Source organism: Chitinophaga varians (assembly GCF_014529945.1).
Classification (GTDB): domain Bacteria; phylum Bacteroidota; class Bacteroidia; order Chitinophagales; family Chitinophagaceae; genus Chitinophaga; species Chitinophaga varians.
In genome coordinates this window covers 158140-175510 of sequence record NZ_JACVFB010000007.1, presented here as the reverse complement: position 1 = coordinate 175510, position 17371 = coordinate 158140, and the positions used below count along the sequence as shown (strand labels likewise).

At 50.6% G+C, this 17371-nt stretch carries 18 protein-coding genes; 10 read left to right on the top strand and 8 right to left on the bottom strand.

Annotation, left to right across the window (positions count from 1 at the left end):
• Positions 1 to 69: 69 nt before the first annotated feature.
• On the bottom strand, positions 70 to 534 hold the full coding sequence (locus tag ICL55_RS29535; protein ID WP_188104491.1) for a hotdog fold thioesterase: 465 nt from the start codon (positions 532 to 534) through the stop codon (positions 70 to 72).
• A gap of 67 nt (positions 535 to 601) precedes the next feature.
• On the opposite strand from ICL55_RS29535, the gene ICL55_RS29530 reads away from it, so the two are divergent.
• The 3 genes from ICL55_RS29530 to ICL55_RS29520 all read left to right on the top strand — a co-directional run bounded on the left by ICL55_RS29530 (position 602) and on the right by ICL55_RS29520 (position 2361).
• The gene (locus tag ICL55_RS29530; protein WP_188104489.1) at positions 602 to 1132 is read left to right on the top strand and encodes a DinB family protein; all 531 of its coding nucleotides are present in this window, start codon (positions 602 to 604) and stop codon (positions 1130 to 1132) included.
• 76 nt (positions 1133 to 1208) lie between these two features.
• Positions 1209 to 1739 carry a DinB family protein gene (locus ICL55_RS29525; protein ID WP_188104487.1) on the top strand — a complete coding sequence of 177 codons (531 nt, stop codon included), beginning with the start codon at positions 1209 to 1211 and terminating at the stop codon, positions 1737 to 1739.
• A gap of 82 nt (positions 1740 to 1821) precedes the next feature.
• A complete protein-coding gene (locus tag ICL55_RS29520; protein ID WP_188104485.1) occupies positions 1822 to 2361 on the top strand; it encodes a GNAT family N-acetyltransferase in 540 nt (179 codons plus the stop codon).
• A gap of 18 nt (positions 2362 to 2379) precedes the next feature.
• Here the strand turns inward: ICL55_RS29520 and ICL55_RS29515 are convergent, their stop codons facing one another.
• Positions 2380 to 3216, bottom strand: a complete 837-nt coding sequence (locus tag ICL55_RS29515) for a helix-turn-helix domain-containing protein (protein ID WP_188104482.1) — start codon at positions 3214 to 3216, stop codon at positions 2380 to 2382.
• A 133-nt stretch (positions 3217 to 3349) separates the two neighbouring features.
• Here ICL55_RS29515 and ICL55_RS29510 point away from each other — a divergent pair, with 133 nt between their 5' ends.
• On the top strand, positions 3350 to 4366 hold the full coding sequence (locus ICL55_RS29510; protein ID WP_188104480.1) for a zinc-dependent alcohol dehydrogenase family protein: 1017 nt from the start codon (positions 3350 to 3352) through the stop codon (positions 4364 to 4366).
• 70 nt (positions 4367 to 4436) lie between these two features.
• On the opposite strand, the gene ICL55_RS29505 is transcribed toward ICL55_RS29510, so the two are convergent.
• From ICL55_RS29505 to ICL55_RS29485, 5 genes are all read right to left on the bottom strand, one after another.
• A complete protein-coding gene (locus ICL55_RS29505) occupies positions 4437 to 6023 on the bottom strand; it encodes a fibronectin type III domain-containing protein (RefSeq protein ID WP_188104478.1) in 1587 nt (528 codons plus the stop codon).
• Positions 6024 to 6028: 5 nt separating this feature from the next.
• A complete protein-coding gene (locus ICL55_RS29500) occupies positions 6029 to 7522 on the bottom strand; it encodes a RagB/SusD family nutrient uptake outer membrane protein (RefSeq protein WP_188104476.1) in 1494 nt (497 codons plus the stop codon).
• A gap of 18 nt (positions 7523 to 7540) precedes the next feature.
• Positions 7541 to 10933, bottom strand: coding sequence for a TonB-dependent receptor (locus ICL55_RS29495; protein WP_188104473.1), 3393 nt, complete (start codon positions 10931 to 10933; stop codon positions 7541 to 7543).
• A gap of 287 nt (positions 10934 to 11220) precedes the next feature.
• Positions 11221 to 12336: a FecR family protein gene (locus ICL55_RS29490; RefSeq protein WP_188104471.1), complete on the bottom strand. Its 1116-nt coding sequence runs from the start codon at positions 12334 to 12336 to the stop codon at positions 11221 to 11223.
• Between the two features lie 78 nt (positions 12337 to 12414).
• Complete coding sequence (locus ICL55_RS29485; RefSeq protein WP_188104470.1) at positions 12415 to 12978, bottom strand: RNA polymerase sigma-70 factor; 564 nt, start codon at positions 12976 to 12978, stop codon at positions 12415 to 12417.
• A gap of 186 nt (positions 12979 to 13164) precedes the next feature.
• On the opposite strand from ICL55_RS29485, the gene ICL55_RS29480 reads away from it, so the two are divergent.
• From ICL55_RS29480 to ICL55_RS29470, 3 genes are read left to right on the top strand one after another with little or no spacing between them, the layout of a single operon-like run.
• Positions 13165 to 13860 (top strand): DUF2461 domain-containing protein, encoded by a 696-nt coding sequence (locus tag ICL55_RS29480; protein ID WP_188104468.1) that lies wholly within the window; start codon positions 13165 to 13167, stop codon positions 13858 to 13860.
• Between the two features lie 10 nt (positions 13861 to 13870).
• A complete protein-coding gene (locus ICL55_RS29475) occupies positions 13871 to 14311 on the top strand; it encodes a PaaI family thioesterase (RefSeq protein WP_188104466.1) in 441 nt (146 codons plus the stop codon).
• 5 nt (positions 14312 to 14316) lie between these two features.
• Complete coding sequence (locus ICL55_RS29470) at positions 14317 to 14820, top strand: DinB family protein (protein WP_188104464.1); 504 nt, start codon at positions 14317 to 14319, stop codon at positions 14818 to 14820.
• Positions 14821 to 15065: 245 nt separating this feature from the next.
• Here ICL55_RS29470 and ICL55_RS29465 read toward each other — a convergent pair whose 3' ends face one another.
• Positions 15066 to 15398, bottom strand: a complete 333-nt coding sequence (locus ICL55_RS29465; protein ID WP_188104461.1) for a hypothetical protein — start codon at positions 15396 to 15398, stop codon at positions 15066 to 15068.
• Positions 15399 to 15477: 79 nt separating this feature from the next.
• On the opposite strand from ICL55_RS29465, the gene ICL55_RS29460 reads away from it, so the two are divergent.
• The 3 genes from ICL55_RS29460 to ICL55_RS29450 are packed head-to-tail and all read left to right on the top strand — an operon-like array spanning position 15478 to position 17353.
• Positions 15478 to 16455 carry a hypothetical protein gene (locus ICL55_RS29460; RefSeq protein ID WP_188104459.1) on the top strand — a complete coding sequence of 326 codons (978 nt, stop codon included), beginning with the start codon at positions 15478 to 15480 and terminating at the stop codon, positions 16453 to 16455.
• A gap of 53 nt (positions 16456 to 16508) precedes the next feature.
• The gene (locus ICL55_RS29455) at positions 16509 to 16865 is read left to right on the top strand and encodes a hypothetical protein (RefSeq protein WP_188104457.1); all 357 of its coding nucleotides are present in this window, start codon (positions 16509 to 16511) and stop codon (positions 16863 to 16865) included.
• On the top strand, positions 16862 to 17353 hold the full coding sequence (locus ICL55_RS29450; RefSeq protein WP_188104455.1) for a hypothetical protein: 492 nt from the start codon (positions 16862 to 16864) through the stop codon (positions 17351 to 17353). Before ICL55_RS29455 ends, ICL55_RS29450 begins: the two co-directional genes overlap by 4 nt.
• The last annotated feature ends 18 nt before the right edge of the window (positions 17354 to 17371 follow it).

Genomic DNA, 17371 nt, shown 5'->3' with positions numbered 1-17371 from the left:
GCGGGTTTGGGGCATCCAAAAGCGAGGAAAAACATCCCCGTGCGCGGTCATCTGTCGACATTCTGCTTATTACTGTCCGCGGCCTGAGCCGGACAGGAACGAAGCTTTGTCCATCACGGCCACGGTGTGCCGGCATATACAGATGAGCCGTTGTTCGTCGTCGGTGATCCTGATTTCCCAGATATGGCTGCGGCGGCCGAGATGAATGGGCGTGGCGATGCCGTGCACATATCCTTCACGGGCGCTGCGGATATGGTTGGCGTTGATCTCCATGCCTACGCATATTTCTATGGCCGGATCAATCACCAGGGTGGAAGCGATGCTGCCCACTGTTTCTGCCAGCGCCACGGAAGCGCCGCCATGGAGGATGCCGTATGTCTGCACGGTACGGTGGTCTACGGGCATGCGTATACGAAGATAGTTGTCGCCTACTTCGGTGAACTCCATGCCGAGGTGTTCGTTCATCGTGGATTTCCCTTTCTCGTTCAGGTCCGCCGGTGTAACAGTCGAATGCCAGATTTTTGTTGTAGTCATATGTGGTTGATCTTTTTTGCGAACAGGAAATATAGTAATTTAGTAGGTTACAAAACCACTCACCAATATGAAGTCTGCTAAACTGCTTTTGGCTACAGGCGCCGCGCTGTGCCTGTCGCTCCCGATGTATGCCCAACACGCCACTGCCAACGTCATCAAAGAATGGGAAAGGGCTAAAGACTACACCAAACAATACCTCGATGCGATGCCGGATGCCTCGTACGGATTCAAACCAACGCCTGAAATGCGGTCGTTCGCAGATCAGATGTTGCACCTCACGGAAGATAACTACCTGTTTGCCGCACTTGCCGCGGGTAGTACGCCTCCCTATAAACCAGGAGAACTGGAGAAAGTAGGGGACAAGTCCAAACAAGCGGTAACGAAAGTAGTGCTGGATGGCTATGACTTCGTGATAGACAAAGTGAAGCACATGACGGATGCGCAACTGGCAGAACAGATCAAGTTGTTTGGTCGCTTTGATATGAGCCGCGAAACAACACTGGACAAAGGTTTCGAGCATCAAACGCATCATCGTGGGCAAACAACGGTGTATATTCGTCTGGCTGGCGCCAAACCACCCCAGGAAAAATTGTTCTAAACAAGGGCCGGGACAATCCCATTTTTTTTGCCACCGGGAAATACAGTAATTTAGTTGGCTACATAATACCACCAATATGAAACCTCTCAAATTACTTCTCGCCACAGGCATCGCGGTATGTCTGTCACTGCAAATGCATGCTCAGCAAATCACGGGCAAAATGCTGAAAGAATGGGAAAGAGCAAAGGCTTACACCAAAGAGTATCTGGAAGTCATGCCGGAAGGCTCTTACGGCCTCAAACCGACCCCGGAAATGCGCTCTTTCGCCGAACAAATGTTACACCTCGCAGAAGCCAATTTCGGCTTTGCAGCTGCTGCCAGCGGTAGCACCCTGCCTGGAAAACCGGGCGATCTGGAGAAAAACTCCGATAAGACCAAACCGGCGGTGACCAAGACCGTGATGGACAGCTATGATTACGTTATCGACAAACTGAAAACGATGACCGATGCACAGCTGCCGGAAAAAATCAAACTCTTTGGCCGCTTCGATCTCACCAAAGGAGAAGCATTTGAAAAGGCTTTTGAGCACCAGACCCATCACCGCGGACAAACCACCGTGTACATTCGTCTTGCCGGCGCTAAACCGCCACAGGAAAAACTGTTTTAGGCTGGACTATCCGCTTTGTGTCAATTGGACGCAGGGGATGCCGGAGGATAGTCGTTACTTTACCGGGACAAAAGCATTGACAATGGATTTTTCAATACAACCCCGCCTGGAAAATGAACGCGCTATTCTCTATCCCCTGCTGCAAAGCGATTTTGAAGCGTTGTATGAGGTAGCCTCCGATCCGTTGGTATGGGAACAACATCCCAACAAAACCCGCTGGCAACGGCCGGTATTCGAGACCTACTTCTATGGCGCCATGAAAAGCGGCGGCGCCTTCCGGATCGTAGACAAGGCCTCTGGTAAAACAGCCGGCAGCAGCCGTTTCTACGATTATGACCCGCAACAGAACAGCATCCTGATCGGTTATACCTTTTATAGCCGGGAGTTCTGGGGCTCTGGACTGAATCCTTCGGTAAAACACCTGATGCTTTCCTGGATTTTTCAGTACGTAGACAAGGTCATCTTTCACGTAGGTGCTGTTAACACCCGCTCTCAGATAGCGATGACGCGGCTGGGCGCCCGTAAAGTGAAAGAAGAGGAAGTGGCCTACTTCGGTGAGCCTTCCCGCCTGAATTGTATTTATGAAATGAATAAGGCAGACTGGCAGGCACAGCATCCCTGATGCTCCCAGTCTGCTTTTTTATACCCCCGCTCTTATCTGCCGCATGCCTTTGCCGTAAAATTTCTTCATCATACGGTTCATATGGCTGCTGTCGGTAAAGCCCAGCTCCAGGGCAATATGCTGTAAGGCGGTATCCGAGTACAATGCACGCGACTCGGCAATCTTCAGCCGCAACTTCATCACATAATCCTGAAAACGTTCGTTGGCATTACGCCGGAAATACTCGCTGAAGTAGGTTTCAGCGATGTGGAAGTGCTTTGACAGATAGGGTACGCTCAGCTTGTCCACATCCATGATATTAAAACTGATGAAATTGATCAGGTCCGCAAACCGGGTGTCGGTAAACCGGCGGCCATCCAGTTTTTTCTTCTGGATATTACGGCAAATCACAGCCAGCACAGATACCAGCGTGTTTTGTATGATGAAGGCAGAACAGATATCTTTCCTTTCGTATTCCTGTAAGATGATGTCCAGCAGCTTTTTCAGCTGGGCCTTGTCGGCGGCGTCTTCTACCAGTTCTCCCGGATGATAGTCGTGATGCCCGAAAATAAAATTCAGCCGGCTAAACCAGCTGCTGTAATCTATCACGTCCGTTGGGCCGGGGATGAAATAACTCCCGGTGAACCGCACAAAGAGGAACCGGCTGGGTTCCTTTACTTCATAGGAATGGCATTTGGCCGTTGGTAAAAGAAAAATACCGTTTGAAGCATAAGGGAATTGCATCTGGTTGACCGTCTGGTAACCCGATCCGTTCAACACATACACCAGCTCGAAGAAGTTGCTTTTACGGCTTCTTTCCCTCCATTCATCGTATGTGGCGATTTCCATCGCAAAAGAATCATGTAAAAAATCCATGGTATAAAATTACGGTAAAGGAATACGCGAAAATGTTCCATCCCGGAATGTTACTGTTTTTTCAAAGTAGCGTACCGGGGTTTGTATGGCGGTCGAAAGACCTTTGTGCCGTTAAACATCAAAATAAAAAAAGATGAAAGCAGTACAATTAACCGCCTTTGGGACGGACCATCTGGTGATCAATGATATTCCCACCCCTTCCCTCAAAGCCAACGAAGTATTGGTCAATATCAAAGCAGTATCCTTAAACTACCTCGATCTGATCCTGCTGAACGGCACTTTCAGCAGAGGAGTGCAGTTTCCCTATATCCCCGCGTCTGATGGCGCCGGCGTGGTGACCGCAGTAGGCGCGGAGGTTACCCGATGGAAGCCCGGCGACCGGGTGGTCGTACAGTATGTGCAAAACTGGACCAAAGGCAAAGTAGATACGGAAAGTAATAAAGTGCGGGTAGCCTGGCAGACGCCCGGTGTGATGTCTGAATACACCGCTATTCCGGAACACGGACTGGTGAAGATGCCGGACAACCTGCGCTTTGAAGAAGCCGCGACGTTGCCCATTGCGGCACTCACCGCATGGTATTCGCTGATAGAGCAGGCGGGCCTGCGGCCGGGGCAGACGGTATTAACGCAAGGGACCGGCGGCGTATCGTTGTTTGCGTTGCAAATTGCGAAAGCGGCCGGGGCTAAAGTGATTGCTACCACCAGCAGCGAAACAAAAGCCGACCGTCTTAAAGCACTCGGCGCTGATGCGGCGATCAACTACCGGCAGTATCCCGAATGGCATGAGCAGGTAAAAGCGCTCAATGGCGGGGAAGGTGCGGATATCACCCTGGACGTGGCCGGAGCCGCTACCATCGGGCAGTCGCTGCTTTCGGTGAGAGAAAATGGTTTCGTGGGCACCACTGGTTTCATCGCGGGGCCGGAGCTGCCGCTGGACATTCACAAACATCAGATCAACCTGAATTTCCTTCGGATACAGGGGCTGGCAGTGGGCAGTGCGGAGAGCTTTGAAGCGATGAACCGGGCTATCGAAGTCAATGATATCCATCCGGTGATAGATAGCGTGTTCGCCATGGAGCAGGCGCGTGAAGCTTATCTGCGGCTGGAGTCCGGTCAGCATATCGGCAAGATCGTGATTACGCTCCCGTAATAACAACGTATATAACAAAGGGCTGCCGGCATGATGTGCGGGCAGCCCTCGTTGTTATATAATGGTAGGTTTATTTGTCGGTTTTGCTGATGATCACATCATCGAGGATGATCTCCTGTTGACCGGTATTTTTAAAGTAAATACGGACCGTCTTCATATTGTGGCCGTATTCTTTACCGGTCTGGAAGTGCAGCTGCTGGCGGGTGAACGTGTTTTTACCACTTTGCGTCTGCGCAGCGGCCTGTTGCAGTTCACCGGTAACGAGTTTCATATTCGCCACAGCGGCGTGCAGGGGGCTGTTGCCCTGCTGCCAGTAGGTCAATTGGTAGTTGGCGTCATTGTTCAGGTAGACATATTGTTCCATTTCCTGGCCGGGCTTCAGCAGCAGGCCATGGCTGCCGTTGCGGCCGTTGGTCAGCGTACCGTTGCCTTCCCAGGGTAGCAGGCTGGTATTGGCGTCAAAACCGGGATTAGGCAGTTCGTTGTTGCCTTCCAGTGGCCATTGGTAGCCGCGGATATAATCTACTTCCATGCTCACGGAGCCGCCACCACCATAAGCGCCCAGGAACACGTTCATGGCATGGTTGGGAGAATAAATCTGATGTTTGTCAGTGTATGCTTTTATCAGCTGGCCGTTGATATAATGTTTGATGCTGTTGGGCGTCCAGAGGATACCGTGGGTCACCCACTGGTCTTTGTGTTCAAACCCTTTGGCGATATGGGTGTTCAGGTTGTGCACAAACTGACCTTTCTCATCCACATGGCCGTGCAGCACAAACTGTGCGTCGATATTTTCAAACACGTCTATTTCAAATACCTGTCCTTTAGGACGCACGCCGGTAACGCCTTCCAGCGTGGTGCCTTCCTGGAGGTAGTATTTCAGGTCGGGCCCCGGGGAGTCGAACCAGTAGGCGGTGTTCAGCCCTTGTGGTTTACCAGTGAAGCTGCGTTTCACCCTTACTTCAAAATATCCGCCGCGGCTGTTGTCCAGCAGGTTCTCGTTGGTGCGCCAGTCGTACGTCTGAAGGGAGGATATCTTCCGGCCGTTGGACGGATAGAAAGCTTTGGCAGGCAGCGAGTCGTTGGTAAAGATATTGATGGTACGGCCGTTCAGCGTATAGGCCGCTTCCGGCAAAGTGCCATTGCGCATGGCTTCCAGATTGTCTTTGCGGAGGTAGTCAATATTGGAATAATAGGTCGTATGCCATTTGTTGCGGTCCAGCAGCGAATCGTTGAATTCATCGTGCCAGAAGAGGGCCATGCCTTCCGGCACAGCGGCGGAGCTGGAAATGTCGAGCTGACGGGCTTCGGCGGGGTCCAGCGACCAGCGCGTGTTGGTCAGTACTGTGCCGGTCAGTGGTTTACTGTGCCGGCGGTCATCAAAAGCTTCCACCCATACATGGTAGCGGGTGTTTCCCTTTACCTGCTGAATATAAAAGCGGGTGCTGTTGGCCGGCAGGGTAGCGATGGGCGTGGCGGGCTTCCTGTTGTTGTCCGACCAGTACAGATGATACCCTGTTTCATGAGAGGTTTTATCCTCCCAGTCCACCCTGATCCAGCTGCGGGTACCGGTGAGCCGGAGATTTGCAGGCGCGGATAAATCCTGCGCCTGCAAACCGGTAGATGTTAAAAACAATAAATAAAACAATCGCTTCATGGTCCTTAGTTATATCCTTCGTTTTGTTTGATAACACCATTGCTTTGTGTGATCACCAGCCTTGGCAAAGGCAGCAACACTTTATAAGCCTGGGCGGTAGTGGAACCGTCGTTGATGGCGCGCTGGATGTAAAGGTTCCAGCGGATCAGGTCATCTTTTCTCCAGCCTTCGCCCCACAGTTCAAACAGGCGTTCGTCCTGTATCTTAGCGAGGAACTGGGATTTAGAGAGACCGATGGGCAGATCGTCTACGCCGGCTCTTCTTCTGACTGTGTTGATGGCATCGTAAGCCGTTTGGTCCGGTGCGCCATTGGCTTCGTTGATGCTTTCAGCCAGCATCAGCAGCACGTCGGCATAGCGGTAGATCGGGAAGTCGACGGCGCTGTTCTGGGAGTTGGCGCGGGACGGGTCGGGACCGAATTTTACCGGGATAGCGCCCAGCTGGCCATCGGTCCTGGCATTTTTATAGATCACTTTGCCGGTGGCGTCTTTTCCTACCGGATAGGATTCGAGCAATACTTTCAGGCGTTTATCCTTTTTGTCGAATTTATCGTAGCTGGACCAGGGCATTTTATAACCACCCCAGGCTGTCAGCGGAATGCCGGTAGAGTCTTTGTAATCTGATGGCAGGGCATGTGCCAGCCACATGTTGGTGTACTGGTCGCCGCCGGAAGAAGAGCATACTACCGCGAGGATCATCTCTGTAGATACGCCTCCTTTGCTGGCCGTGGTGAAGTTGTCTTCATACTTCGGCAGCAGGGAGAAACCCATTTGGGTAATTTGCTGACCGGTCGTTACCGCTTCGGCCCATTTTTTTTCATGCATGTACAGCTTCATCAAACCGGTGAGGGCAGCGGCTTTGGAGAAGCGGCCGTAATCATTGCCGGTGAATTTGTCGGGCAGTGTGGCCGCAGCTTCTTTGTAGTCTTTTTCGATCTGCGCTACCACCACGTCTTTCGTAGGACGCGGCAGATAAGGCGCATCGGGATTGGCGGCTATTTTAGCGTCTGTTACAATCGTGAACGGGCCATAGTTGAAATAGAGCAATTGCGCGTAGTGTGCTCTCAGCGCTTTTAACTCCGCCAGGTACCGCTGTTTCAGGTTGGTTTCAATATTCAGGTTGTTGAGATTTTCCAGCGCGATAGCGATGCGGGAGATATAGGACGTATAGTTACCGTAGTTATGGGTCACCCAGTCAAAGTCGGGCGTATAGTTGAGGTTACGCAGCGGGATCCAGTTGCCGCCCCAGGAGCAAACGCCCTCGTCGGTGGTCATCATGGCCTGCGTGCGCCAGGCGTAGGTGCCGGCGTCCCAGCCGCCTTGCCAGTCGCTGCCACCAGCCAGGCCGGTGTACGCCGCATTAACAGTGGCCACAGCGCCTTCGTTGGTATTCACCACATCGGCCAGGTTGCCGTAGGTGGTGGTTTGCAGGTCTTTTTCACATGCGCTGAAAGCCGCGAGGCTGCCCAGCAAAACGAGTCGGTGATATATGTTTTTCATGATTGTCCGGTTAAGTGATTAGAAGGATACGTTTACGCCAAATACATAACTTTTTACCAGCGGGTAGAAGTTGTCCGGGTCCAGCTCAGGGTCCAGGCCAGGGTATTTGGTGATGGTAAACGGATTCTGTACGTCGAAGGAGAACCTTACACCAGAGAACACTTTTTGTTTTTCCAGTACTTTGGCCGGCAGGGTGTAGCCCAGCGTGATGTTGCGGCAGCGCAGGAAAGAAGCATCAGCGAGCCAGTAGCTGGCTTCATTCTGGAACTGGGAGTAGGTACCATCAGTCAGCGCTGTCGGGAAATCTCCGTTCGGGTTTTTGAATGTCCAGCGGCTGGAGGATATCGGCATAGCGTTGAAACCAAACGGATTGGTGGTGGTTTCATTGACTCTGCCAGACAGGTAGGGAGACCATTTTTTCTGAATCAGGCCGGAGAAGAAAATGCTCAGGTCAAAATTCTTGTAGGAGAATTGGTTGCCGATACCGAAGTTGAAGCGAGGGTCCTGATTGCCCAGCAGGGTTTTGTCGGCGGCGGAGATGGTGCCATCAGGGCCTACCACTTTGCCATTACCATCGAAGCCGTGAATGTCCTGCAGGATGAGGCCACCGGGCAACATGCCGGGCATATTAGCAGGCAGGTTGGCCTTATCACCGTTGTAGATGCCGGAGGAAATATAGCCGTAGTAGGCGCGGAACAGCGCATCTTTACCAGTGGCAGCCTCCCACGGTTTCAATGCTCTCAGGGCTGCATCCGAACGTTGGGTCCAGTAGCTGAGGTAATGAGAGAAGTTCACACTGGTAGACCAGGAGAACCCGCTGGCAGACTGGATGTTCTTGCTGTGCAGGGCTATTTCATAACCGGTAGATCTGGTTTTGCCCGCATTGGTAAATCCGTCTTTGAGGATGAAACCGGTCGGATAGGTGATACCGAAGATCAGGTTACGGATGTCTTTACGGAAATAATCGAATGAACCGGAGAGGCGGTTGTTGAAGAAGGCGAAGTCCACGCCTGCGTTCAGTTCACCGGCGGTTTCCCAGGTGAGGTTGGGGTTTTCAGCGCGGGTCATTATCAGCCCGGAATTAACGTTGCCGGTGCCAAAGAGGGGACTTCTGGAGGCATCATATACCACGTTGGCAGCTGAACCGAAGTTACTGTTACCGGTTTCACCGTAACCAGCCCTTACTTTCAGGAAGGAGAGCGGTGTAAAGCCTTTCAGGAAAGACTCATCAGAGAGTACCCAGCCGGCAGATACACCGGGGAAGTAGCCCCATTTTTTATTGGTAGCAAATACAGAAGAACCATCGCGGCGGATAGATGCCTGTAAGGTGATGTTGCCTCTGTAAGTATAGATCGCACGGGCGAAGTAGGAAGCCCAGATCGTTTCTGATTTGCTGGAGCCTACGATCGGTTTGATCGCTTGTCCGGAGCCGAGGTCATAGTATTTGGAGATATCAGAGAGGAATCCCTGGTTGGCGGCGTTGAAGCCTTCCCAGCCTGATTTCTGATAGCTGTAACCGGCAACGGCGCTGAGGCTGTGTTGCTCAGAGAAATTTTTGTTATAGGCAAGGGTATATTCCAGCAGGGTGGATTTGGCTTCTGACTGGGCGATGCTCGCAGAGCCGTTTACCTGTGAACCAAGGTAGAATGTTCTTGGCAGGTAGGTAGAACGTTTGGAGTTGGAGTTGTCGTAGCTGAAGCGAACATTGGCTTTCAGGTCCGGGATGATGCTCCATTCTGCAAAAGCGCTGCTCAGGGTGCGGGTGGTCACCGTCTGATCGGTGATGGTACCGTAAGACACCGGGTTAGGGATGTTAGGGTAATAGGGGCTTACCGGGTAGCTACCGTCGGGCAGCTGCAGCGGTTGCACCGGCGCCCAGTAGATAGCGGAAGTAATGATACCACCGTTTTCATTGGAGCCACCTGTGAAAGTATTATGAGCGGTGGAGTTGGACAGGATCATGCTGGCGCCCAGTTTGATTTTGTCGGACACCTGCTGATCGAGGCTTACACGACCGTTGTAGCGTTTGAAATCGGTACCAAGGATGACGCCTTTCTGGTCGAAATAGTTACCGGAAGCGTAGTAGTTGGTTTTGCCATTGCCACCGGAAACGGCGATGTTGTGTTGTTGGGTATAACCGGCGCGCGTGATAGCGTCGGTCGCTTTTTGATTATTGCCGCGCGCAGAGTCGATCTGGCCCTGGGAGTAGATCGGTTTGTAAGGCGTTACGGAAGCCGGATCGATATTGCCGTAGTAGGGAGCGATTTTATTATCGCGGTACCACATTTCTTCTTTCAGCAGGTTACGTTGTGTCATGTAGTCTGCCGCGCCATATACCGGGTACATTTTGTCTACGTTCTGAATGCCGTAGGAGCCGGTATATTCCACTTTGGGTTTGCCATTGATACCTTTTTTGGTGGTGATCAATACCACGCCGGCGCCTGCACGGGCGCCATAGATGGAGGCCGCGCTCGCGTCTTTCAGGAATTCGATGGAAGCGATATCATTAGGGTTGATGAAGTTGAGCGGAGATTTGTCTACGCCACCTTCTGCATTTTTACCGTATTTGCTGCCGGTGATCGGCTGTGCAGCGGCGTCCATTACCGGTACGCCGTCGATCACATACAGTACGCCTGCGTTGGCGAAAGAAGGGTTGCTCCTGATCTGTACATTGATACCGGCTCCGGGCTGACCGGTGCTTTGTGTTACCTGTACGCCGGAGGCTTTACCCTGTAACGCGCTCTGGAAGCTGGTGCTGGCGCTGATATCCAGGTCTTTGCCTTTTACGGTGGTCACGGCGCCGGTGAGGTTCTTTTGTTTTACCGTACCATAACCGATCACCACTACGTCGGACAGCGCGTTGGTAGCTCTTTTCAGACGGATGTCGAGGGTAGGCTGACCGTTGTAGGTGATTTCCTGTGTTTCAAAACCGATAGAGCGAACGAGCAGCACATCGCCTTTGTTGAGGCTGAGACTGAAGCTGCCATCTGCTTTGGTGATGGCGCCTTTCTGCGTGCCTTTTACCGCTACGCTCACGAACGGCAGCGGAGCGCCGTCAGCATCGAGGATCTTGCCGGTCACGTCTGACAGCAGGTTGCCGGTCAGGGTAGTGGCTGCCGCTTTTTTCCTGACGGTGATTTCTTTGCCCTCGATCACATAGGAGAGGGGCTGGTCTTCGAAAATGATTTTCAGTGCGTCTGCCAGCGGAACATCGGTGAGGTTGACATTGACCGGTTTGGCAGCGTTGATGTGGTCTTTTACGTAGAAAAAGTTGTAGCCTGTCTGACTTCTCAGTTTGTGGATGACCGTAGCAAGGGAAGCGTTTTTTTCAGAAAGGGTGACTTTCTGGGCGCTGGCCACAGCACTAAGGCTGATGAATGCTGTAAGCAGTAATGTGGTAGCAATCCGCATGAAAACGAAAATTTTGGAAGGCCGGCAATAGCTCGCCCTGCCTCCTTTGTGAAGAAGGTTTAATATCATACCTTTACGAGGTTTGGTTTTTAATGCAATGTTGTTTTTCCGTGCGTGAAAAATTGATTTTGATTGGAACCTTACGACCGAACGTGGAAGTGCTTCCTCACTTTCACGTTTTTTGTAAGGCCACATGCTGGTTGGCGCTTTTACTTCATTGGCGTGGATTTAAAGTTCACTGTTAATAGTTGTTCTCTTTTTGACACTCACATTGTTCACAATCGTGTTTAATACTTGGTTACATATATTTTTCCGGTTACTATCCTGAATTTTAATAGACCTGCTTTCTCGATGGTGTTTAATACTTTGGATACGTTTTCGAAGCGGGAGATGGTACCTTCCATTTCGTTGGTGGGGATGTCTCCTTCATAGATGACTTCCACATTATACCAGCGGGATATTTTCCGCATGATCTCATATATATTCTCGTTGTTGAATTCGAAGTATCCGTTTTTCCAGGCCACGATGCCGTCGGTGTTGACGGTAGTGATTTTCAGCGCACCGTTTTTATTGCTGATGGCTTGTTGACCGGGCTTCAGCACCTGTGCCTCGTTGATCTTAACGGCGCCGGAGAGCAGCGTTGTTCTGGCAAACGGTTCGTCGGCGTAGTTGTTGACATTAAAGCTGGTGCCCAGCACCTGTATCTGCTGGTGGTTGGTCCGTACTTTAAAAGGGCGGGCCGGATCGGCGGCTACTTCAAAGTAGGCTTCCCCGTTAACTTCCACGGCGCGTTCTGCCTGTTGTGCGAAGGAGGCCGGGAACGTGAGGGTGGTGGCGGCATTGAGCCAAACCTTTGTGCCGTCCGAGAGGGTGATCTGGAATTGTTCGCCGCGGGTGGTGCTGAGCGTGTTGTATTGAACAGCAGCGGCACCGGTTGTGGGGCGGTATTCCAGGGAGCCATCGGCCGCTTTGTTGACTTCTGCGCCCGCCTGATCTGTCAGTTTACCCGTCTGTGTATCAGATAGCAATATTTTCTTTCCGTTGGCCAGCGTGAGGGTAGCGGAATTTTTCCCCGCCGCCACGTCTGTTGTTGTGGGCACGGTGTGGATAGCCACCGGCGCGGGCTGCTGATGGCTGTGGCGGAACCAGTAAAAGCCGCCGGCCAGTAGGCCGGTGAGGGCAGCAGCCGCCGCGATGCGCCAGGGGAACACCCTGCCGCGGGAAATACCGGTCTGCCGCTGTATTTTTTTCAGGATGAGCGCTTCCTGTACGGACACGTCGCCGATATCCGGTTTACCTGCCTGCTGCGCGTCGCACCAGGCGCTGTACACCGCCAGGTCCTCATCTGTGGCCGTATTGGTCGCTATTCGATCTATAATATCTGCGATATGTTTTTCATCCATGGAAAGCCTGTTAAGTGCTGGTGTTATCTATTAAGGGACATAGATAGGGGCTACCCCCCAAAGGAGCAGAAAAAAAAATTATAACAACAGGAAGGAAAGCATTTTTTTGCTCAGGTCTGACCGGAGTTTTTTCAGGGCGATGGTGATCTGGTTTTCGACCGTTTTTTCGGAGATGCCCATCCGGGCGGCGATTTCCTTGTTGGTAAGGTGTTGTACCCGGCTGAGATGAAATATTTCCCGGGCCCGTTGAGGCAGCGTTTCTGAGAATTCATTGATCACCCTTCTCAGTTCTTTCACCTCAAAATCTTCTTCTATCCGGGTGATAGTAGGCAGTTCCACGTTAGCAGCGAGGATAGCGGCACGGCGGCGGGAGGTCTGGATAATACGGGCCAGCCGGTATTTCACGGCGGCCATCAGGTAACCCTTCAGGGAGGTCACTTCCAGCGTGCTGCGGTTTTCCCATAGCCACACAAATATCTCCTGCACCGCGTCGCTGCATTCTTCTTCATTATTCAGGATATTCCAGGCGTACTGGTACAGCAGCCGGAAATAGCGGGCGTACACCTCGTTAAAGGCCTGTACCTCGCCTTCCTTTAATAAAGGTAGCAATGCTGCATCACTGAACGCGTTATAATCCCTCATATACTAATAACCTCCGGCAGAGCCCATCGGCCAAATTTATTTAGTTATTTGATTATTTGGACATTTTATTATCGGATTTATGGATTTGGAGGTTTTTGCGGTTGGGATTTGGGGGAGATTAAAATACGATGCTAAAAATTAATTTATATTTGCTTTTGTCGATTTCATCCTGAAAAACACCAGCAAATGGCTAAACAAACAACAGGCGGAGCAGGCATACAACAGGCCGGATTAGATTTTTTAAATGTGCTGAAAAAAAATAACAACCGTGAATGGTTTAACGCACACAAAGACGATTATCTCCGGGAACTGAAACAGATGGAGACATTTGCCGATGCCCTGTTGGCCGATCTTTCCGCTCATGACGTGATAGAAACAGCTTCCGGCAAACAAAGCCTCCACCGCATTTACCGTGACACCCGTTTTTCTACAGATAAAACACCCTACAAAACTTATTGGAGCGGTGGTTTCAAACGAGCCACCCAACAGCGCCGCGGCGGATACTACTTCAGCATAGAACCAGGCGCTAGCTTCATTGGCGGCGGCTTCTGGGCCCCGGTGACCGACGATCTCAAAAAGATCCGCGATGATATCGCGTTTGACCCGGCACCGTTGCAGAAGATCCTTCGCAGCAAATCTTTTACCTCCACTTTCGGTTCCCTGGGAGGGGAGCAGCTGAAAAAGGCGCCCCGTGGCTACGACCCGGCACACGAGGCTGTTGACCTGTTGCGCTACAAACAGTTCCTGCTGATGCGCCGCTTTACAGACGAAGAAGTGATGTCACCGCAGTTCAGAAAAGAAGCAGGTAAAACATTTGCCGCCATGCGTCCTTTCTTCGACTATATGAGTGAAATTTTGTCCACCGATTCCAACGGATTATAATCATCAGTGTATGCCCAATATAGAACCGCTAGCTCCGGAGATAGAACAACGTGTGCGCGATAGTTTTGGCCGGCAGAAAATGATGGCGCTGTACGGCGCCACCATGACCGGCATTGGCAAAGGTTATGTAGAAATCAGCATGCCGCCCAGCGACATCGCCCTGCGCCCGTCGGGCATCTTCCATGGCAGCGCCATCGCAGGCCTGACAGATGTGGTGGCCGGCTACTGCGCCGCTACTATCCCGGTGGAAGACCCTTATTTTGTGACCGTCGAATTTAAAATCAATTTCCTGAATCAGGCCAAAGGTGATATGTTGGTCGGACAGGGAAGATCAATTAAAGCCGGCGCCACGCTGACCATTGTACAAACAGATATTTATACCCGTACCGGGGAGCGGGAAACCCATGTGGCTACCGCCCTGGTCACTATGATGAAAATCAATAAACGTTAACCTGTATGGAAATCACGTCTATCAACACTTTCCTGCCTTACTACGACAAAATCCGTGAGCGCACCAAAAGACTGCTCGCAGTAGTGCCACCTGATTCCCTGGACTGGGCCTACAAGCCTGGTAAATTCACTATCGGCGATGAGATCCGCCATATCGCCACGATTGAACGGTATATGTTCGCCGAAACCATCGCCGGCCGCCCCAGCTGCTACCGTGGCTGCGGCAAAGAACTGGCCGATGGCTACGACGCCGTAATGGCTTACTTCGATCAGCTCCATGAAGAATCGATGGCTATCTTCCGTGCCCTGAGCGAGGAAGACCTGCTGCGGAAATGCACTACGCCCGGCAACGCCACCATGCCCGTCTGGAAATGGCTACGCGCCATGGTGGAACACGAAATTCACCACCGCGCCCAGTTATACATCTACCTGAACATGATCGATGTGAAAACACCGCCAATGTTCGGGCTGAGTGCAGAAGAGGTAGCAGCCTATACGAAGTCGGAATAAACCGCCGTCCATGACATTACGGTCTATATCTATGCTGTTGCGCCCGGGCTTTTGCTGCGGGGCGCAGCCGTGTGTCTGGTCTGTTCGGGCATTCACCTGTGTTCAAAAAAAATCTAAAGTATGGCTGAGAATGATCTTATATTCAAATGTATCAATACCGGTGCGGAGCAGCTCGTGGTGATGATTGATTTTCCTGTTTGGAACATTGCACGACGAATAATCAATATGTTGGTATGAAAGCAGCTTTAAAATTTATTTCCTGGTATGCTGCCTGTTGCCTGGTGGTCATAGTGGTCCTGTATGGGTTGAAATTCTTTTCGGTCGAAATATTCTCCTATTTGTTGTGGTTTTATATAGAAGAGTGGCTGTTGGGATTGATCATATATCCTTTGATCAATCGTGGTGTTGAAAGGCTGCGTTCCGGCTATCTCCTGAAGATCCTGATGGATAGTGTGATAGTTATCCTGCTGCTGAACATCCCTTTCCTGATAGCTGATCACAGGATACTGACGGTAGATTTGGTAAAGCGTATAGGCAGTGGGGTTGATCTGCATGATAATATTAATCTGTTGATACATGTTGTATCGTTGTCCTGTATGATCGGGGTGGCAATAGTGACAAGAAGCGTGGTGGTTGAATGACTACAAATCAATACCTATGTATAGATTACTGCTGATAGTGGTGTTATTTAGCATGAAGGTCAGTGCCCAAATGAAATGGAAGCCATCTTCCCGGGAGTCATCCATTTGGATCGGGGATAATACAGACAGCCTTTTCTTCAGGGGAGATACTGTTAGCCTGATCAAAGCCCCGGCCACAACAGATAATTATATGATCAGGCATGACTTTGTCACCTTGGTGTTTGGAAAAGCGGGAGCGTTGGATATCTCCGCTACGAAGGTCAGTACATGGTCGGTAACAAAGCGGAAAGGACTTTATACCTGGCAGTTTGATCCGCAGCGTCAGTTGCTGACGATCTTTTTTAATGGTGGAAAGTGGGCCGTATTCCGGTTGGTATCTGAAATGCCTGTACGGCTGGAATCTTGTTATGTGAATGAGCCGGAAATAACCACCACCAAAATTACCATGAAAAGGGTCAGGCTGGCGCAGGAGCCTGTTATTTATAGCCTGTTTTATCACTGGAACAAAAAGAGCCTTGCCTTGGCACAGGATACGCCGGCAATACATCAGGACCGACTGGCAGGTTTTCTCGAATCATGGAAAATGAACCCCGATAGCTTTCATCATACCTCTTTGAGGTGGCGTTTTCTGGAACAGATTAGTGCTGAGTTCAACTGGAAAGATAAAAGATGGTCGGTTATCGAAATGATAAGAAATGGCGAGATAATGCGGGTGGACAACTATCTCGTTTTTTATCAGGGCGGAATAGCACATATTATGGCGTATCGCTATCAAACAGACAAGTGGGTGAAAATACAGGAATGGCAGGAACGTTTTAAAACGACCGGCCTGGTGAGAAAGATAGGTAATAACGCCGGAAGTCAGGGACACAATAACGGCGATGTAGTGGTGACGGACTTTACAGCTGCACTTCCGCTACGGGTGGCCTATTTTGCAGAATACACGGTGCCTCCGGGAAGTGAAATGGAAAGGATTATTTCTCATTCCCGCTAATGTGAGACGGACGGTCATAGGCTTGACGTTTTAAAGACAATAAAATAATAGATATGAAAAGAATGTTGGGTTACATTTCGTTGTCGATGCTTTTAGTATCCTGTTTTTCGCCTTTATTAGAAGTTGACAGAAGAGCGATAGCCAACATACCGGTTCCCGGCAAGGATTATAAAATAGTGATTTATTATATTTCCGGAAACGCGACAGTGCAGAATTGTATGCAGGTGGTAGCCTCGTCAAAGGATAAAGGGGAGCACGTGTTGGAAAACTACGAGCGATATAATACACTGGAATCTTATCGACTGGTGGCTGACTCCTCTCTGATGCTCGTTGTGGGCGATTCGATAAGCTATTTGGGCAGTAAAAGCAAGCCGGATACCATTTTTTTACCATTGAAGCAGATCGATTGAAAAATACACTCATCCTGCTGATCAGCATAGCGTTGATCAGTTGTCAGCACAAAAAAACGACTGCCTCCTTTCATCAACTGGATATCACCTATAGCAGTGGATGGGGGAAACGTTTTTCCGTTATCATTGATAGTACCGGGAAAGTTATTCTCGGGGAAAGATGGGCTGACAGGACTTTTTTCAGCGCGCAATTAGATGACCAGGATTTGCTAAAGCTGGATAGCGCCTATCGGCAGACGCCATTTGAAAGCTATGACAGTACTTATTATAAGGATGATGGTACGGATGCATACTCTTACAAAGTAGTATTGCCAGCCTTTAATAATAAAGCGGTATATGTATATGGAGAAATGGAACCTGGTTCATTGAAATTATTCATGGAGTGTGTTATAGAGATAGTAGACAGGCTGTCACCGGTGCCTGCTGATACCGCTGTTATCTTTGAAAGTCATAAAGGTTTTTATCCTCCACAGCCTCCAATTAAATAGTATAGTATAAAATGGATT